Here is an 18,921-nt window from a genome sequence, read left to right on the forward strand (position 1 = left end):
TAATATTCTATCAATTAATATGCATTTTGTAATCATTCCAAGGTCTGATTAATATGAAAACCGCATCATTTTTATAGTACTTTCTAAGTTTAACACGTTTTCATAAACTAAATATGAAATGTATAAATAAAAATGCGATAACTATTCGATTGAGTAGTTATCGCAAATTTGATTAATTCACTAATTCTTCAGCATAATCACAGTTACTACATTTTACTTGGCTACCTTTTCTTGTTACTTTTTCAGTTAAGAAGTGATCACACTTTGGACATGAGCGTGCAATTGGTTTATCCCATGAAACAAAGTCACATTCAGGATAGCGAGTACATCCATAGAAAATTCTATTTTTCTTAGATTTACGTTCAACTACTTCGCCTTCTTTACAAGTTGGACAAGTAACGCCGATTTTTTTTACAATGGCTTTCGTATTTCGACAGTCTGGGAAAGCACTACATGCATAGAATTTACCATAACGGCCAATTTTAATAACCATTGGGTGGCCGCAGACATCACAATCAAAGCCAGCAGGTTCATCTTTAATTTCGATTTCTTCCATATTAACTTCGGCTTGTTTTATTTCTTTTTCAAAGCCAGTATAGAATTCATCTAATAATTTAACCCAGTTTTGCTTACCATCTTCAACTTCATCTAAGCCTTTTTCCATACCGGCTGTAAAGTCAGTATCAACAATATCTGGGAAGAATTCTACCATCACACTATTAACAATTTCACCTAGTTCTGTCGGTTCAAATCGTTTAGCGACCATTTTCACATAGTATCTTTTTCTTAATGTTTCAAGCGTTGGTGCATAAGTTGACGGACGTCCAATACCTAATTCTTCAAGAACCTTCACTAAACTTGCTTCATTGTATCGCGCAGGTGGTTGTGTAAAGTGTTGCTCTGGATTAATTTCTGCAAGTTTAACTAAATCGTCTACAGATAAGTCTGGTAAGTAATTATCTTTCTTAGACTTAGTTTCATATACTCTTAAAAAACCTTCGAATTTGATTCGAGAGCCATTCGCACGGAAATTCACGTCGTTTTGAGTGATGTCAGCTCGAATGGTATCATACACAGCATCTGTCATTTGGCTCGCTACAAAACGTGACCAAATTAATGAATATAATCTAAATTGATCGCGGGATAGATATTCCTTTATGTCATCAGGTGCTAAAGTTACATCTGAAGGACGGATCGCCTCATGGGCATCTTGTGTGTTTGCAGAATTTGTCACCGCTGTACCTTGTCCAAGATACTCTTGACCAAATTTCTCTTTAATATAATTACTTGAACTTGCTTTAGCGGTTTGAGAAATACGTGTTGAGTCTGTACGCATATAAGTAATTAAACCAATCGTATTCTTTCCAATCGCAATCCCTTCATATAATTGCTGTGCAATCATCATCGTTTTCCCAGCTCGGAAATTAATTCGGTTTGATGCATCTTGTTGAAGTGTACTTGTCGTATATGGTTTTGGTGATTTTCGACGACGTTCTTTTTCTACGATATCAACAATTTTAAAGTCTTTATCTTGATCGAGTTTATCTAAGATCCCTTTGACTTGCTCTTCAGAAGTTAACTCAACCTTTTTACCATTCTCACCATAGAATTGTGCTTCAAAACTCGAGCGACCTTTTTTGAATTTAGTAGGAATTGACCAGTATTCTTCCGGTTTAAACGCACGGATTTCGTGTTCACGATCGATAATTAATTTTAAAGCCGTTGATTGAACACGTCCGGCACTTAATCCACCTTTAATTTTCTTCCATAATAGAGGAGAAATTGAATAACCAACAATACGATCTAAGATACGTCGTGCTTGTTGTGAATCAACTAAATCCTGATTGATGTCTCTCGGATTTTTAAATGCATCTTTTACAGCATCTTTAGTAACTTCGTTAAATACAACGCGGTTTTTGTCTCCTTCTTTTAAGCCTAGAATATAGCTTAAATGCCAAGCAATTGCTTCCCCTTCGCGGTCCGGATCGGCTGCGAGATAGACTTTTTCAGCTTTTTTGGCTAATTTTTTTAATTCTTTAACGGTATCACCGCGGCCACGTATAGTTATATATTGAGGATCAAAATTATTTTCAAAATCAATCCCCATCTTACTTTTTGGTAAATCTCTTAAGTGACCTTTACTCGCTACAACTTTATAGTTTCTTCCTAAATATTTATCTATTGTTTTAGCTTTGGTTGGTGATTCGACGATGACTAAGTATTTATATGCCACCCTCAATCAACTCCTTTAAATTATTTTTATTTTTGGATATGTTTAATTTATAAAATCGTAAACATATTAGTCCATTCTGATATTGATGTCAAATATTAAATTTCAACTTTATATTTTTCTATCCATTATATAGACAATAAATTAAAGTTTAAATGAATTTTTTCTTATATATATACGTGTCATTAAATTAATAGCCTTGCATTTGAAAGATTTCCTTTAATTCATCAATCATCGATGGAATATCCAATACGGGTGTCGCTCCGATTTGGATTAAGTCATTACAACCTCTTGATTGATCATCTGTGATACGTCCAGGTACAGCAAAGACTTCGCGGTTATACTGCAAAGCATAATTAGCAGTAATTAAGCTACCGCTTCTTTGTGCTGCTTCAATGACAATGGTTGCTTTGGATATGCCGGCAACTAACCGATTCCTCAATACAAAATGATGTTTCATTGGCTTTATATTTGGCATATATTCACTTAGAATGAGGTCCTGTTGTTCCATTCTTTTTTGAATGTATTTATTCGCTCTTGGGTAATAATAGTCTAAGCCACAAGGAATGATCGCGATACTTCTGCCATTGGGATGTTCAAGGTTATACTCATGAACTGAAGCATCTACACCTAAGGCTAATCCTGATACGCTCACCCATGTTTCTTTTGACAAGGCATTTATAATCTCACGAGTGACTGTCTTTCCGTAAGTAGTCATTTGTCGTGTTCCAATGACAGATACTTTCGGTTCCCTTATAAGCCCTATGTCTCCTCTGTAAAAGACAAGTATAGGTGGCTGTGCCGTATGATACCATAACATCGGATAATGATATTCACCGATCATAATGGAATACTGTGCTAATTGAGTTAAAGTCGTTAAATCGGCTAAACGAATATGATTAAAATTTGCTTCCACTGTTAGTTTTACTTGTTTTGTTTGTCTAACCTCAATCAATATTTTTTGACACTCTAGGGGTTCAAGTTCTTCTCTTAATAATCGATAATCCATAATAACTTCTAAGTAGGTCGCCAAAACTTTGTGCGATACATTTTTTGCTTTTAGAAAAATAAGTTGTTCTTTAATTTTTAATTTCATATTACACCTCCATATATATATACAAAAAAAAGAGACAAATCCATTAAAAAAAGACGAAATAATTTAAATTATTTCGTCTTTCTTCTATTATATATTGATGTCGTATGACTTACGGGTGAAAATGACTGTCTATGAATCGGAGTATAGCCAAATTGTTGTAAGGCATCTAAGTGATTTTTTGTCCCATAACCCATATTTTTATCAAATTCGAATTCCGGATATAACTGATGATAACTTAACATTAGTTCATCACGATGTACTTTTGCTATGATACTTGCTGCTGCAATAGAAATCGATCGTTCGTCACCTTTAATTATTTTAGTTTGTGGAATATCAGTGTTCAAATTAAGTGCATCAATCAACAAGTGTTGTGGCTTAATTAGCAGCTCACTTACACTTTTTAACATCGCTATCTTAGTAGCTTCCAATATATTGACTTTATCAATAACAGAGTTATCTATTTCAATAATACTGTAAGCAACAGCCTCTTCTTTAATTAATTTTGCGTATTCAACACGTTTAGCGTGTGATAATGATTTTGAATCATTGATTCCAACAAGTTTGTCCATATCTCGAGGTAATATAACACTGGCCGCAACAACCGGTCCAGCAAGTGGACCTCGACCAACTTCATCAATTCCCGCAATATACGTTAGATTTTGCTTGTCATAAAGATCAAGTTCGAATTCTAATCTTGTCTGATGCTCAAGTAATTGTTTTGCTAAGTTTTGTTTTTTAATTTCGAATTGCTTTAATAATTTCTGAACACCTTTGCGTTCGTCGAGTTTTAACTCAGTCAATTGAGCATCAGTCAATTCTTCATTAGATAACAATTCCTTGATGTCTTTAATGGTCATTTTACTCATTTGTTACTTGCTCTACTTTATCTAATGTCACTGAACCTAAGTTATTTTTTCGATAATCAAAAATAATTCGTTGACTTGCAGCTTCGTAGTCATCTCTCAAGTTCATTTTTTCTGTTATTTTAATTAATAAGTCAACCGGTGTATTATTTAATACATCGTCTTGAGTCACATTATATCGGTTTACTAAAAGATCTACGTGATTCTCTTGGTAATATGCAAGTAAAAATAAAGCAAGATCATCCATATATAATAATGTATCTTTGATAGCACCTGTAATACCTAATTTAGTTCCCACATTCGGATCTTCGAATTTAGGCCATAGAATACCAGGTGTATCTAATAATTCAAAGTCTTTATTAATTTTTAACCAACGTTGGGCTTTTGTGACCCCTGGCTTGTTCCCTGTTTGCGCTTGGTTTTTCCCAACAAAACGATTAATCAAAGTAGACTTACCAACATTGGGAATTCCAAGAATCATCAAACGAATAGCCCTTGGTTTAACGCCGCGTTCTTTTTGCTTCTCAAAGTAATCCGCCATAATTGCCTGGATTCTTTGTTGAAGTTTTCGTAAACCCTTATTGTGTTGCGAGTCAATCGCGACAGCAGGTATATCTTGTGATTCATAATAGTCTAACCATAGATTCGTTACTTCACTATCAGCTAAATCACTTTTATTCAATGCAATAATTCTTGGTTTGTTTCCAACAATCTCATTAATCATCGGATTACGACTTGATTCTGGAATTCTAGCGTCAACTAATTCAATAACAACATCAACTAGATGCATTTTTTCTGTAGCTTCACGCCTTGCTTTCGCCATATGTCCGGGAAACCACTGTATAATATTTGATGACATAAAATATCCACCTCTATTCTAAAATGTTTACTGTTCCATCCTCTGTTAAATTATACTCTTCTATCTTACCAAATCGCTCGAAAGGAAAGTAGACAAAATTAGTTACACCTTGAATATCTTCGGCTTGAATGAGTCCAAACTGACGGCTATCACCCGAATAGGGTCGATTGTCCCCCATTACAAAGTAATAATCTTCTGGAACTTCCGTCAAACCTAAAGTATCCCATAAACTGAAATCTTCAGTAAATTTCCCCTCAGTTTCTGATTTGAGGGGTTCTAAATACGGTTCTTCAACCGGTTGATTATTCAAATATAATGTATCATTTGAAAAGTATATCTCATCTCCAGGTTCTCCAATAATCCGTTTCACATATGAATCCCCCGAACCTCTAGGGTCTGGAAATACTACAACATCGTAGCGTTCTATGTCTTTATTTCTCAACATAACCATTTGATCTTGATTATGTAATTGTGGTTCCATTGAACTACCTTCAACTTGAAACGGCTGTAAAACATAATGGCGCAGTGCTAAAAATATTAGCACTGCAACCAATACGGCAAATATGATACTCACTAATTCATTAATTAGATATTTGAGCAAGCTCATGCTGCTTCACCTTTAGAAACTAACTCAACTAACACATCCACGGCAGCATCATATTGAGCGTCATTTTCTTGAATATATTCTCTAGCCTTTGTATTTAAAGTCGTGGCAGTTTCTCCCGTCACTTCGCCAGTGACTTCTAAATCATTATCTTCTTGAAATTGCTCGACAGCTGTTTGTATTGATTCATCAAAGTATGTTCCGACATTCACTTCATAGCCAAACGCATCTAACATATTTGTAAGCGATTCAACTTGATCAGAGCCATCGCCTAAAACAAGTACTTCTTCAGAGTTCAGTATAATTGACGTTTCTATTAGATGACCTTCTACTTGAACCGTAGGTTCAACCCCTACTTCATGAATCCACTCACCGCTTGGTGTTAACCAACGCGCAAAAGTTAGTTTTAACTCTCCGAAATCAGTCGGATTTAAGATAGTTTGTACCGAACCTTTACCAAAACTAGTTGTACCTACAATAGGTGCGTCAGTATTTTCTTTAATTGCAGCAGTTAAAATTTCACTGGCACTCGCACTACCTTCATTAATTAACAAGACATATGGTTCAGTAATTTGGAAGTCTCCGTATTCTGAATCATTCGCAACATACGTGGAAGTTGTTGTCCCACTTTCTTCCATTTGCATAATAATTTCATCGTCTTCTAAGAACATATTGCTGATAGCTAATCCTTGATCTAATAATCCACCAGGATTATATCTTAAATCGAATACAAAGGAGGTTGCACCTTGTTCTCGTAAATCTTCAACAGCTGATACTAATTCATCATAGGTCGTACCATTGAACTGAGTAATTTGAACATTTCCGATGGTAGCATCTTCTTCATCCAACTCACCTGTAACTGTTGTGATTGGAATTTCGGCGCGTTCTAATTCAACATTAAATTCCGAAGAACCACGTTGAATTAACAAATTCACTGTGGTTCCTTCGTGACCACGAATTAAATCAACTACTTCATTCGTATCCATCCCTGTTAACTCAGTACCATCCGCTTCAAGAATTATATCATTTGGTTGAATTCCGGCTTCACTGGCTGGTGTCCCATCAATAGGCGTTACAATGACAATTTTGTCATCGCTCGCCATAATTTGAATTCCGACACCTTGGAAAGAACCTTCAACAGTTTCATTCATATCCGCCGATTCTTGGGCATTTAAATACTCTGAATAAGGATCTTCGATAGAATCTACCATCCCTTTCAGTGCACCTTCCATTAATTGATCTTTACTCACATCTTCAATATAGAATTGTTGAATGGCATAGTAATTATCCATAAAATTTTGAATATCTTCGTCACTCAATTCCTCTACGTTCGCTTCTTCGTCACCAAACAACCATTCAAAACCTTGAACTTCTGTCAATGAAGATGAACCGAAAAATACAAAGGCGAAAATAACGACGATCGAGGCAATAGACCCATATTTAAAGCTTTTTTTCATATTCTCACCTCAGTTTTTTTCTATTTATCTAGTTTCACTGCAGTTTCTAAAGCGATTTTCATCATTTGTGTAAATGTATTTTGACGTTCTTCAGCTGTTGTTTCCTCACCAGTGATTAGATGATCACTTATTGTACACATAGCCAAAGCTTTACGGTTATGTTTTGCTGCAACAGCATAAAGTCCTGCTGCTTCCATTTCAACCGCTAAAACACCGTAATCTGCTAATTTTTTCTTGTCCACCTCTTCATTATAGAAACGATCACTTGATAAGATATTTCCAACATGGATATCATCTTCACTTAATGATTCGGCCGCTAAATGATAAGCAATATCTAAAACATCGAAATTAGCGATGGCGGAATAATGTACTTGTCCGTTAAAGATATTTTGTAGGATGCTTGAATCTGTCGTTGCTCCCTGACCAAATACAATATCACGAACTTTAACTTCGTTTTTCATACCACCAGCAGAACCAATACGGATAATAGTTTCAACCTCATATTCAGTATATAACTCTTCGGCATATAACATCGCAGAAGGGATACCCATACCAGATCCTTGAACTGATATTTTTACTCCATTATATTCTCCTGTATAACCAAACATATTACGAACGGTATTGTATTGTGTTACATTCTCTAAGAATGTCTCCGCAATAAATTTTGCTCTTAATGGATCTCCTGGAAATAGAACTGTTTTTGCAATGTCACCTTTTTTTGCTCCAATATGTACACTCATTTTATTATTCCTCCTTAAAAATTATCAAATTGATATGATTGCCAAGTATCATCAAAAATGACTAATAATTTACTATACTCTGGCGATGATTCCAAGTATGTTGATACTTCGTCAAAGCTTTCACTCTTCTTTGGGAAACTTTGATCGGAATGTATGCGATTTGCAAGACGACTAACTGGATCATTAGCATCATGATTCACATATCTAAGAATATATTCGTAAAACGAAGGTCGCATTAAATTACCTACTTTCAATTTATCCTTAATAAGTCATGAATTTATTATAACATCGTATTTAAATAATGAGAGTGTAAAATATTTTGTGTAAATAGAAAAAAGGAAGTCCCTTCTGTAGAATAGAGTTACCACACTAAATTCACAGAAAAGAGGACTTCCCTATGAACAATCTTACTACAGATATCTTACAGACTCTAGCTACAAAAGGTGATTTGAACGAATTATTCCGTTCGCACTTGGAATTAGCCGTAAATACGCTCCTGAGAACAGAGCTGACTGCCTTTTTGGATTACGAAAAGTATGATCGGATTGGTTTCCATTCAGGGAACTCACGCAATGGGTCCTATGACCGTACGGTCAAGACAGAATACGGCGAACTTCATCTACAGATTCCGCGCGACCGCAACGGTGAATTTAAACAACAGACTCTTCCTGCATATAAGCGAACCAATGGCACGTTAGAAGAAACCGTCATTCATCTTTTTCAAAAAGGTATTACCATGTCTGAAATTGCTGATTTGATTGAGAAAATGTACGGTCATCACTATACACCACAAACGATGTCCAATATGACTAAAGTCTTTACTGAAGAAGTATCAGCGTTCAAAAAGCGTAAACTAAACAGTCATTATGCAGTCATTTATCTGGACGCTACCTATATTCCTTTGAAGCGGAAAACCGTTGAGAAAGAAGCCATACACATTGCGGTGGGAATTCGACCAGATGGTGCCAAAGAAGTCCTAGGATACGCTATTGCCCCTAATGAATCGACCGTCACATGGAAAGAGATATTGGAAGATTTATCCGACCGTGGTGTCAATGATGTTCTTCTTTTCGTGACCGACGGTCTCAAGGGTATTAAAGATACGATTCATCACGTTTTTCCTCAAGCAGCTTACCAACACTGTTGTGTCCATGTTTCTCGCAACATTTCTAGTAAAGTACGCGTCGCTGATCGCAAGGAAATATGCGAAGACTTTAAGACGATTTATCAAGCAGATTCACGAGAGACGGCCCTTGAAGCTCGCCTTGCTTTCTCAGAAAAATGGCGCAGTAGCTACTCTAAACTGGCCAAGTCTATTCTAGAAAATGATAACTTACTTACATTTTACGATTTCCCTTTATCAATCCGTAGGAGCTTGTATTCCACTAATTTGATTGAATCCTTTAATAAACAAATTAAAAAGTATAGTCGACGTAAAGAGCAATTTCAGAATGAAGAATCTATGGATCGCTTTTTGGTTTCCCGTTTTGATACGTACAATCAGAAGTTTTTGACACGGATTCACCGCGGCTTCCAACAAGCTGAAGCAGAGCTAGAAAAAATGTTTGAAAGATTAACAAATTAATAAATCGATTTTATAGAAGGAGTACTTCATTTACACATAATTATTGACACTCCCTAAATAATCAAAACAAAACTTATCATTCTATTAGTTATATCTTAGTTTTTAACTAATTACAAATGTTTTTATATATCAGATTGACTTTGTCCTTTTCATATCTATAATTAATTTTATCTTATGTTACCATGAAGGAGAATAATAATGGGAAAAGCCGTTGTGCATGTTACATTTACTGGGAAAGTTGAGTTTGAATTCGAATATTCTGGTGATTTACTAGATTACGAATTAATCGATATGGCTATGGAAAACTTCGCTGAAAAACCTGAATTATTTGGTCAACTCGCTGAGTATGACTGGAAAATAGAACGCAAATAATCTGCTGTAAAGATTTATTAAACTATTTACTAGTTGAAAGTTATGTTTATTGCTTTCTATTTGGTATAATTAAAGTAGAATTAAAATTACTTGGAAGGTGAGTAAATGGATAATAAATCTCAATCGAAAGGTAAAGCAATATTAGTTGAAGTATTGAACGCATTGACTCACGGTATTGGTACGATTCTTAGTATCGTAGGGCTAATCTTACTTATCATTAAAGGAATTGATGTATCTTCACCCACTGCTATATTCGCTTATGTCGTTTACGGCGCAAGTTTAGTCATACTTTTTCTGAATTCTACCCTTTACCATAGTTTAAGTTTTACAAAATTCAAAGATTTTTTTCAACGATTAGATCACAGCGCAATTTATATTTTGATTGCTGGTACATATACACCTTACGTAGTTATTGGTGTAGGTGGACGATTAGGACTATTTTTCTTAATTTTAGTTTGGGGCTTAGCATTGATTGGAATCTTTTTTGAACTTTTCCATATTAATAAGTTTCCACGCTTAAGTACTTTTATGTACTTAGGATTAGGTTGGTTAGGTGTCACAATCATCTATCCACTTCTACAAACCATCGAAATTACAGGTATCGCTCTACTCGCAATTGGTGGTATTGTTTATTCCTTAGGAACAATCTTCTATAGTATGAAAAATAACAAGTGGATGCATATTATTTGGCACTTGTTTGTTATGGCTGGTGCTTTCTTCATGTACATCAGCGTATTATTTTATGTATAAAGAAACATCCATCCGTTTCGGCTGAAACGAATGGATGTTTTTATTTTGCTAAAGTATCCATAATGTTAAGGAGAGCACTCATCATATTATCTTCAAAGGGGGAGTGTCCTGCTTCTTCAATAATTTCTAATGAAGCATGTGGTAACTGTTGTTGTAACTCAAACGCCCCACTCACTCGACAATCAACATCATACCGTCCATGGACAATATGAATTGGGATATCTTTTAAGACTGAAATATGATTCGGCAAATAATTATCATCATCCCAAAACATGTGGTGTTTGAAGTAATGGGCTTCTAATAAGCCAAGTGATAAATCCCCTGGTTTAACTAGAGACACTTCTTGTTTGACTGGCTTATGTAACACTAGACTAGATTCCCAAATATTCCATTGTTGGGCAGCTGCCTCTCGCTCTTCTTTACTACCTTGAGTCATAAGATCATAATAGGCACTGATTAAATCACTTTGTTTATCTTCTGCGATAAATGATTTATATTGTTCAAATTCAGCAGGATAAAACTCACTTGCACCAAACTTAAACAACCAATCAATATCCGCTTGTCGGCCTAAGAATATTCCTCGCAAAACAAGATGCTTCACTTTTTCTTGATATTTAATAGCGTATGCTAAGGCTAATGTTGAACCGTAACTTCCACCAAAGACAATCCACGAGTCAATGTGACAATGGAGACGAATGACTTCTAAGTCCTCGACACTCGCATCAACCGTATTATTCTCAAGTGATAAAAAGGGTTTGCTGCGTCCTGTCCCTCTTTGATCAAATAAAATAATCCGGTATTTCTCTGGGTTAAAAAAACGACGTGATTTCTCACTAATAGCTCCCCCAGGACCACCATGTAGAAATACTACTGGAATACCTTCTGGATTCCCACATTCTTCAACATATAAAGAATGACCATCAGTGACATCAATATGATAGCTCTCATTTACTGGTGTATTTAAGTAACCAAGTGTCATATTTTTTCTCCCTCTATTTCTTACTCATTTGAATAGATTTTTTAATAGCTGCTGTTACGCCTTTGTTAATCGCTGATTTAAATCCAGCATGTTCAAGCGCAACAACACCCGCAATTGTCGTGCCATTTGGGCTAGTTACTTTATCTTTCAGTTCGCCTGGATGCATACCCGTCTCTATAACCATGCTAGAAGCGCCTTTTACAGCCTGTGACGCCATTTTACGACTTTGTTCACGTGAGAGACCATGTTCTGCTCCAACGTCGCTCATCGCCTCTATCAGTTGATATATGAAGGCTGGGCTCGACCCGGCTAAACCAGTTACAGCATTAAAAAGTGATTCTGGTATCGCTTCGACGATACCTGCGTACTGTAGACTTTTTTCAAAAAGAGTTATTTTTTCAACGTCAGTATTTTCTGATGTACAATATGCAATATACCCTTCGCCAATTTCGACTGGCGTATTTGGCATGGTACGAATCCATTTATGAGAAGCGGGTGTAAAAGTTTCTAGTTGCGCGATTGATAACCCCGCAGCCATACTCACCCAAGTTTTTGGTTTAGATTCAATGACTAAATCATCGAGTTGTTCAAAGATCGTTCCAAATTGATTTGGTTTCACCCCAATAAAGATGATGTCTGATTCATTGATTAATTCATCCAATGATTCTGATCCGACAACGTCTGCGCCAACTTGTTCAGCTAAGACGGCTAATTTCTCTTGTGTGCGGTTATGTAATATCATCGAGTACCCTGCTTTAAGTATTGCTTTTGCAATCGCAGACCCCATATTACCAACGCCGATCATTCCAATTGTTGGCATGTTATCCCTCTTTCTTTAGTCTAGTCCCACACGTTTGAATATAGCATCTACTTGTGTTAAATGATATGAAGGATCAAATAAGTTATTGACCTCATCTTTTGATAGTTTTTGATTGATAGTTTTATTTTCTTTAACTAATTCTTCAAAGGATTTTGATTCATCCCAAGCAATCTTAGTCAGTGGTTGAACTAAATCATAGGCTGCTTCACGTGTTAGACCTGCATCGATTAATGATAACATGACACGTTGTGAATAAATTAAGCCGTATGTTTTTGCCATGTTTTGTTCCATGTTCTCAGGTAAGACAGTTAATTTCTCAATGATATTCGCGAAACGATTGATTTGGTAATTTAGTAAAGTTGTTATATCTGGTAAGATAATTCGCTCTGCTGAAGAGTGTGAAATATCACGTTCATGCCATAGTGAGACATTTTCGTATGCGGGTGTAATGTATCCACGCATTACTCTTGCTAAACCAGTCACATTCTCACTACCAATCGGATTACGTTTGTGAGGCATTGCTGATGAACCTTTTTGTCCTGCAGCAAAGTATTCTTCCACTTCACGTGTTTCAGTTTTTTGTAGTCCTCTAATTTCAGTCGCAAATCGTTCGATACTTGTCCCAATTAACGCCATAACCGCAACGTAATGTGCATTTAAATCACGTGGCAATACTTGGGTTGAAATATCCTGAGCACGGATACCTAATTGTTCACAGACGTAAGCTTCAACTTCAGGAGGTGTATTGGCAAATGATCCGACTGCACCACTCATTTTCCCTGCTTCAACATCTTTCGCCGCTTCTTCAAAACGCTTTTGATTACGTTTTAACTCAGAGTAAAATCCAGCTAATTTCAAGCCGAAAGTTGTTGGTTCCGCATGAACACCATGGGTTCTTCCCATTTGAATGGTGTATTTGTGTTCTTTAGCTTTTTTACCAACAACATCGATGATGCGTTGAATATCTTTTCTTAATATGTCATTGACTTGTTTTAATTGGAAGCCGTATGCTGTATCGACCACATCTGTACTTGTTAAACCGTAATGAATCCATTTACTTTCATCACCTAAGCTTTCACTCACACAACGAGTAAATGCTACAACATCATGACGCGTTTCTTCTTCAATTTCTAAGATTCGCTCAACAGTAAAGCTCGCATTTTGTTTAATCTTGTCTACATCTTCTTGTGGAATCTCATCTAAGTTTGCCCAAGCTTGGCATGCTTCAATCTCAACTTCTAACCATGTTTCGTATTTCTTCTCAAGTGACCAAATATTTTTCATTTCTGGTCTTGTATAACGTTCAATTGTCATTATTTACCCTCTTCCTTACGTTGCCACCATTCATAGCGGTGTTTATGAATATTTTTTTCGTCTGTTTCGCCCCGAACGACTTTTGTTAATTCCCAGTTCTCTTCATCAATCTCTGGCATGACAACATCATTCAAAAATTTATCCTCGATAACTGTTCTTACCACTCGATCCGCATAATCAATTAAATCTAAGAAAACTTTAGCTCCACCAATAACCATTAAGTTACGGTCTTCTGACAAAGCCAATACGTCTTCAATCGTATGAACGACGGTTAGCTCTGGAACATCTTGTCCATATGTTGTATCGGTTGTTAATACAACCGTTTTTCGACCCGGTAGTAGTCGTCTATTCATAGATTCAAACGTTCGACGCCCCATTAACATTGTGTGTCCCATGGTCGTATCTTTAAAGAATTTTAAATCATTAGGCAAATTCCACGGTAGGTCGTTTTTATATCCAATCCCACCATTTAAATCTTGTGCAAATACAAATGTTATCATCATTTCACTTCCTTAAACTGCGATCGGTGCTTTTATTGAAGGATGCGGATTGTAATTCTCTACTTTAATCTCATTACTTTCAATTTTATCCAATTTTGCTTCACTTTGAATTACGAGTTGAGGTAACGGTCTAACATCTCTTTCTAATAACAGTTTAGCTTGTTCAAGGTGATTTGAATAAATGTGAGCATCACCAATTGTATGAACAAAATCTCCGACCTCTAAACCTGTTTCACGTGCAATCAAATGCGTTAATAATGCATAACTCGCGATATTAAATGGTATACCTAAAAAGATATCGCCACTTCTTTGATATAATTGACAACTTAATTTGCCATCTGCCACATAAAACTGGAATAAGGTATGACAAGGTGGTAAAGCCATTGAAGGAACATCTTCTGGGTTCCAAGCGGAAACAATGTGACGTCTTGAATCGGGATTTGTTTTAATTTGGTCAATGACTATTTTAATTTGATCAAGAGTGTCACCATTACGTAATTGCCATGCTCGCCATTGTTTACCATAAACATCCCCTAAGTGACCAAATCGTTCACTAAAGTCATCATTCGTAAGTATTTCATTTTGAAATTTAGTCATTTCTTCATCGTATTGAACTTTAAAAGTTTCGTCGACTAAGGCACGTCTACCGAAGTCAGTCATATCTGGTCCTTCATACGCATCACTTTCAATATAATTTTTAAAAGCCCATTCGTCCCATATATGGTTATTGTTTTCTAATAGGTAGCGTATATTTGTATCTCCACGTAGAAACCAAAGTAATTCTGATTTAATTAGGCCAAATGGTACGCGTTTAGATGTCAATAAAGGAAAGCCTTTTTGAAGATTAAAGCGCATTTGATGCCCAAATATGCTCAAAGTTCCAACACCTGTCCGGTCCTCTTTTTTTGTTCCTTCGTTTAATACTTTTCTTACTAAATCTTGATATTGAGTTGTCATTCTATAATTATCCTTCCTATAATGAAAGTTCACTTAAGTACTCATAACGTTCGTAATACTCTAGTAAAGCTAACTCTAGACTTTCTACCTTTTCTTGTAATTCCATTAATCTATATGCATCACTGCCTTGTGTAGCCATTTCTGCTTGAGTTGTTTCAATTTCTGTTTCAATTTCTGCGATATCTTTTTCGATTGTCGCCCATTCTTTTTTCTCATTATAAGACATGCGTTTTTTCTCAGTCTTTACTTTTTCGTTGTCTTTTTTCGGTGCATCATTACTTACTGTCTTCTCAGCTTGAGCGGGTGCCTTACTTTGTGTATTTAAATAATCACTATAATTCCCGTAAATTAACTTAAATTTACCTTCGCCTTGAATGTCTAATAATTGATCCACCGTTTTATCAATGAAGTAACGGTCATGGGATACGATAATTACGACTCCGACAAAGGAATCCAAGTAATCTTCTAGCACCGTGAGTGTTTCAATATCTAAATCATTGGTTGGCTCATCTAAGAACAATACGTTTGGTTCTTGAATTAATAATGTCAGTAAATATAAACGTCGGCGCTCACCACCTGAAAGATATTTAATTTGAGTACCGTGAGTCACTCTAGGGAAGTTAAACTGCTCTAACATTGATGCTGCTGAAACAGATTGTCCTCCATCCGTTTGAAATTCGTCTGCAATTTGTGTTAAATACTTTAGAACGCGCATCTCACCAGGTAAGTCTTGATCCAATTGACGGTAGTAAGCCATCTTAACAGTTTGACCAATTTCATACACACCACTTTTAATAGGATGTAATCCAGCTAAGGTGTTTAAGAATGTTGATTTTCCGATACCATTCTCACCAATAATACCTAGGCGTTCACCTTTGATAAAGCTTTTCGTAAAGTCTTCAATAACAGTCTTATCACCAATCTCAACAGTGACATTTTCTAAATCCATAATTCTTTGGCCGATTCTTTGTTGATCAAAGTTAAAATCAATCGCTTCATCTGCTTGATTTCGTGATTCGATTGAACCTTTTAAATCTTCAAAACGATTGATACGCGCCTGTTGTTTAGTAGTTCTTGCTTTGGCACCCTTGCGCATCCAACTAAGTTCTTGTTGGAATAAGCGGTTTTGTTTCTCTTGCATTCTTTCGTTATTGGCTGCTTCTTCGCTTCGTTTAGTTAAATAGTCTTGATAATTCCCAGAATATTCTCTCAATTGCCCAAAGTTTAGTTCTACAATTTTGTTAACTGAACGCTCTAGGAAGTAGCGATCATGCGTTACGAGTAATAGAGCTCCTTTATAAGTAGCTAAATATTTCTCTAACCATTGAATCGATGATATGTCTAAATGGTTTGTTGGCTCATCTAAGATTAATAAATCAGGTTCAGATATTAGCACTTGAGCAATCCCAATACGTTTACGTTCCCCACCTGAACATGTAGATACGAGACGACTTAAATCATTCAGGCCAAGCTGACTTAAGATTGTTTTGGCATTCACTTCAATTTCCCAACCATTATTTAAATTCATTTCATCACTCATCTTAGTGAAGCGGTCGAAATTGGTCGGATTCTCAGGATCATTTTCCAAATCTAAGCGTGCTTTTTCATAGCGTAATAACTTTTGAATTTGGGGTGCTGGACTATCATAGACTGTTTCTAATATCGTCTTTTCTAAATCCAATTCTGGATGTTGATCTAAATAGCCTATGCGATAATCATTAGGTTTGAGTATCTCACCTTCGTCATATGTATCAATATTAGCAATCACCTTTAATAGTGAGCTTTTTCCTGTCCCATTAGGTCCGATTAAACCAATTCGGTCCCCTGTGCGAATCGATAAGTCAACTCCACCTAGTAAAGTTTTTGTTCCGTAAGTTTTATGTAAATTTGTGATTTTTAATTCTTTCATATCAAAACTCCTCGCTAAATTCACTATATTATAACATAGAATAGACTGAAAAAAATCCAGGAACGATTAGGTCCCTGGGTATAATTACATCCCTCCAAATTGACTACGATATAAGTCAGCATAAATATTGCCTAACTCTAATAATTCCTCATGTGTTCCATCCTCCATTATTCCCTCAGGCGTTACAACGATGATGCGATCTGCATTTGTAATTGTTGCTAATCGGTGGGCAATGACGAGTGATGTTCGTCCTTGTGACAATTCATCGAGTGAAGTTTGGATAAATCGTTCAGTAGCAGTATCTAAAGCACTTGTAGCTTCATCTAAAATAAGAATTTTTGGATTTTTTAAGAAGATTCTAGCAATTGATAAGCGCTGTTTCTGCCCCCCTGAAAGCGAAACACCTCTTTCACCAATCTGAGTATCAACCCCATCTGGTAAATTTGAAATCACTTCTCGTAATTTAGCTGAATCAATGGCTGCTTTAACCTCTTCATCAGTTGCATCCAAGCGACCATACAGTACGTTCTCTTTAATCGTCCCATCAAATAAAAAGACATCCTGTTGGACAATACCAATTTGTTTCCGTAATGAACGCATTGTCACATCCTGAATATCTACCCCATCAATCGTTATTTTGCCGCCGGTAATTTCATAGAATCGAGGTAATAAATTTACTAACGTCGTTTTACCAGCGCCTGATGGTCCTACAAAAGCAACAGTTTGACCAGCTTTAATATCAATCGTTACATTTTCTAGGACGGGTTTTTCTTTTTTATAACCGAAAGAAACATTATCATAGCGAATATTCCCTTCAAACTTAGGAGCTTCAACTGCATTGGGGCTATCGAGAATATCTGGTTCTTTATTCAATTCTTCTTGTAATCTCACAAAACCAGCATAACCTTTTGGATAAACTTCTAACATCGCATTAATTCTCTCAAGTGGACGAATAAATACATTCGAAAGTAGAATATATCCAACGAGCTCACCAATTGTTAGTTCACCTACAATTGTATAATAAGAACCCGCCAGCAAGGCAAACAGATTGATTAAACGCATGACAATATAATTAAACGAAGAACTCGTTGCCATAGAATTATAAAATCTAACCATTGCTAATCGGTATTTCTCTGCTAAATCAGCGAAAATATTATTCTCGTATGTCTCATTAGCAAAAGCTTTAACTACTCTCATCCCACTAATTGAGTTTTGAATTCCAGCGTTAAACCGGCCCAAGTTTTGTTTAATACTCACATTAATATTAACCATATAACGGCTAAACAGCCCCAGTATAACACCTAAGATAGGAATTAAGGCGACAGTCATTAATGCTAATGGGACATGTACATTTAACATTAACAGAAACGCTCCAACTAAAGTCATAATCGTTATAAAAACATCTTCGGGTCCGTGGTGAGCTAATTCACTAATTTCGAACAAATCCGTTGTAATACGACTCATTAAGTCCCCAGTCTTCATCTTGTCAAAATACGCATACGATTGCTTTTGAAAATGCTCAAACAACTCTTTGCGCATGTCTGTCTCAATATGGCTCCCAAAGACATGGCCGATATATACGACTATATAATTCATAGTCGTATTAAATAAATATAAAGCAAATAATAATACTGAGAACATGACAATATGACGTAAATTTCCTTGTGGCAATATTTGATCAATCACCATATTCACGGCAATCGGAAAGAATAATTCTAAGATAGCTGAAATAACAGCACAAATAAAATCGATTGCAAATAATTTTTTATATGGAACGCCGATTGTAAAATTAAGCTAGACAACTAAAACAGCCATTTGTGGTACACTCAACTTGTAATTCCGACCAAAGAATACAAAGGAGTGACCACAAATGACCTACACCCATC

The 18,921-nt window shown here is 36.0% G+C and carries 18 protein-coding genes; 3 read left to right on the forward strand and 15 right to left on the reverse strand.

Features of this window, described 5'->3' with window-relative positions; translation table 11 throughout:
• Positions 1-172: 172 nt before the first annotated feature.
• The 8 genes from topA to ACEN3Z_RS06345 form a co-directional block, all read right to left on the reverse strand.
• Complete coding sequence (gene topA / locus ACEN3Z_RS06310; RefSeq protein ID WP_407090174.1) at positions 173-2,233, reverse strand: type I DNA topoisomerase; 2,061 nt, start codon at positions 2,231-2,233, stop codon at positions 173-175.
• A 187-nt stretch (positions 2,234-2,420) separates the two neighbouring features.
• Complete coding sequence (gene dprA / locus ACEN3Z_RS06315; protein WP_407090175.1) at positions 2,421-3,326, reverse strand: DNA-processing protein DprA; 906 nt, start codon at positions 3,324-3,326, stop codon at positions 2,421-2,423.
• A 68-nt stretch (positions 3,327-3,394) separates the two neighbouring features.
• Complete coding sequence (locus tag ACEN3Z_RS06320) at positions 3,395-4,192, reverse strand: ribonuclease HII (protein WP_407090176.1); 798 nt, start codon at positions 4,190-4,192, stop codon at positions 3,395-3,397.
• A complete protein-coding gene (gene ylqF, locus ACEN3Z_RS06325; RefSeq protein WP_407090177.1) occupies positions 4,185-5,048 on the reverse strand; it encodes a ribosome biogenesis GTPase YlqF in 864 nt (287 codons plus the stop codon). Before ylqF ends, ACEN3Z_RS06320 begins: the two co-directional genes overlap by 8 nt.
• Before the next feature lie 13 nt (positions 5,049-5,061).
• A complete protein-coding gene (gene lepB, locus ACEN3Z_RS06330; RefSeq protein WP_407090178.1) occupies positions 5,062-5,655 on the reverse strand; it encodes a signal peptidase I in 594 nt (197 codons plus the stop codon).
• Positions 5,652-7,109: a S41 family peptidase gene (locus ACEN3Z_RS06335; RefSeq protein ID WP_407090179.1), complete on the reverse strand. Its 1,458-nt coding sequence runs from the start codon at positions 7,107-7,109 to the stop codon at positions 5,652-5,654. Before ACEN3Z_RS06335 ends, lepB begins: the two co-directional genes overlap by 4 nt.
• 20 nt (positions 7,110-7,129) lie before the next feature.
• Positions 7,130-7,849, reverse strand: coding sequence for a purine-nucleoside phosphorylase (deoD, locus tag ACEN3Z_RS06340; RefSeq protein WP_407090180.1), 720 nt, complete (start codon positions 7,847-7,849; stop codon positions 7,130-7,132).
• Positions 7,850-7,863: 14 nt separating this feature from the next.
• The gene (locus ACEN3Z_RS06345) at positions 7,864-8,085 is read right to left on the reverse strand and encodes a YozE family protein (protein ID WP_407090181.1); all 222 of its coding nucleotides are present in this window, start codon (positions 8,083-8,085) and stop codon (positions 7,864-7,866) included.
• Between the two features lie 161 nt (positions 8,086-8,246).
• Here ACEN3Z_RS06345 and ACEN3Z_RS06350 point away from each other — a divergent pair, with 161 nt between their 5' ends.
• The 3 genes from ACEN3Z_RS06350 (at position 8,247) to ACEN3Z_RS06360 (ending at position 10,556) form a co-directional block, all read left to right on the forward strand.
• Positions 8,247-9,434, forward strand: coding sequence for an IS256 family transposase (locus tag ACEN3Z_RS06350; RefSeq protein ID WP_407090182.1), 1,188 nt, complete (start codon positions 8,247-8,249; stop codon positions 9,432-9,434).
• 198 nt (positions 9,435-9,632) lie between these two features.
• A complete protein-coding gene (locus ACEN3Z_RS06355; RefSeq protein ID WP_407090183.1) occupies positions 9,633-9,806 on the forward strand; it encodes a hypothetical protein in 174 nt (57 codons plus the stop codon).
• A gap of 105 nt (positions 9,807-9,911) precedes the next feature.
• Positions 9,912-10,556 carry a hemolysin III family protein gene (locus ACEN3Z_RS06360; protein ID WP_407090184.1) on the forward strand — a complete coding sequence of 215 codons (645 nt, stop codon included), beginning with the start codon at positions 9,912-9,914 and terminating at the stop codon, positions 10,554-10,556.
• Positions 10,557-10,596: 40 nt separating this feature from the next.
• On the opposite strand, the gene pip is transcribed toward ACEN3Z_RS06360, so the two are convergent.
• The 7 genes from pip to ACEN3Z_RS06395 form a co-directional block, all read right to left on the reverse strand.
• Positions 10,597-11,535: a prolyl aminopeptidase gene (gene pip, locus ACEN3Z_RS06365; protein ID WP_407090185.1), complete on the reverse strand. Its 939-nt coding sequence runs from the start codon at positions 11,533-11,535 to the stop codon at positions 10,597-10,599.
• A 13-nt stretch (positions 11,536-11,548) separates the two neighbouring features.
• Entirely contained in the window at positions 11,549-12,355 is an 807-nt protein-coding gene (proC, locus tag ACEN3Z_RS06370; RefSeq protein WP_407090186.1) for a pyrroline-5-carboxylate reductase, read from the reverse strand.
• A gap of 15 nt (positions 12,356-12,370) precedes the next feature.
• Entirely contained in the window at positions 12,371-13,669 is a 1,299-nt protein-coding gene (purB, locus tag ACEN3Z_RS06375; protein ID WP_407090187.1) for an adenylosuccinate lyase, read from the reverse strand.
• Complete coding sequence (locus tag ACEN3Z_RS06380) at positions 13,669-14,172, reverse strand: dihydrofolate reductase (protein WP_407090188.1); 504 nt, start codon at positions 14,170-14,172, stop codon at positions 13,669-13,671. Before ACEN3Z_RS06380 ends, purB begins: the two co-directional genes overlap by 1 nt.
• Positions 14,173-14,181: 9 nt before the next feature.
• Positions 14,182-15,126 carry a thymidylate synthase gene (locus ACEN3Z_RS06385; RefSeq protein WP_407090189.1) on the reverse strand — a complete coding sequence of 315 codons (945 nt, stop codon included), beginning with the start codon at positions 15,124-15,126 and terminating at the stop codon, positions 14,182-14,184.
• A 16-nt stretch (positions 15,127-15,142) separates the two neighbouring features.
• Entirely contained in the window at positions 15,143-17,035 is a 1,893-nt protein-coding gene (locus ACEN3Z_RS06390; protein ID WP_407090190.1) for an ABC-F family ATP-binding cassette domain-containing protein, read from the reverse strand.
• Between the two features lie 84 nt (positions 17,036-17,119).
• Positions 17,120-18,817 carry an ABC transporter ATP-binding protein gene (locus ACEN3Z_RS06395; RefSeq protein WP_407090191.1) on the reverse strand — a complete coding sequence of 566 codons (1,698 nt, stop codon included), beginning with the start codon at positions 18,815-18,817 and terminating at the stop codon, positions 17,120-17,122.
• Between the last annotated feature and the right edge of the window lie 104 nt (positions 18,818-18,921).

The sequence above is a fragment of the Ruoffia sp. FAM 26254 genome, assembly GCF_045528545.1.
In the GTDB taxonomy this organism is placed as follows: domain Bacteria; phylum Bacillota; class Bacilli; order Lactobacillales; family Aerococcaceae; genus Ruoffia; species Ruoffia halotolerans.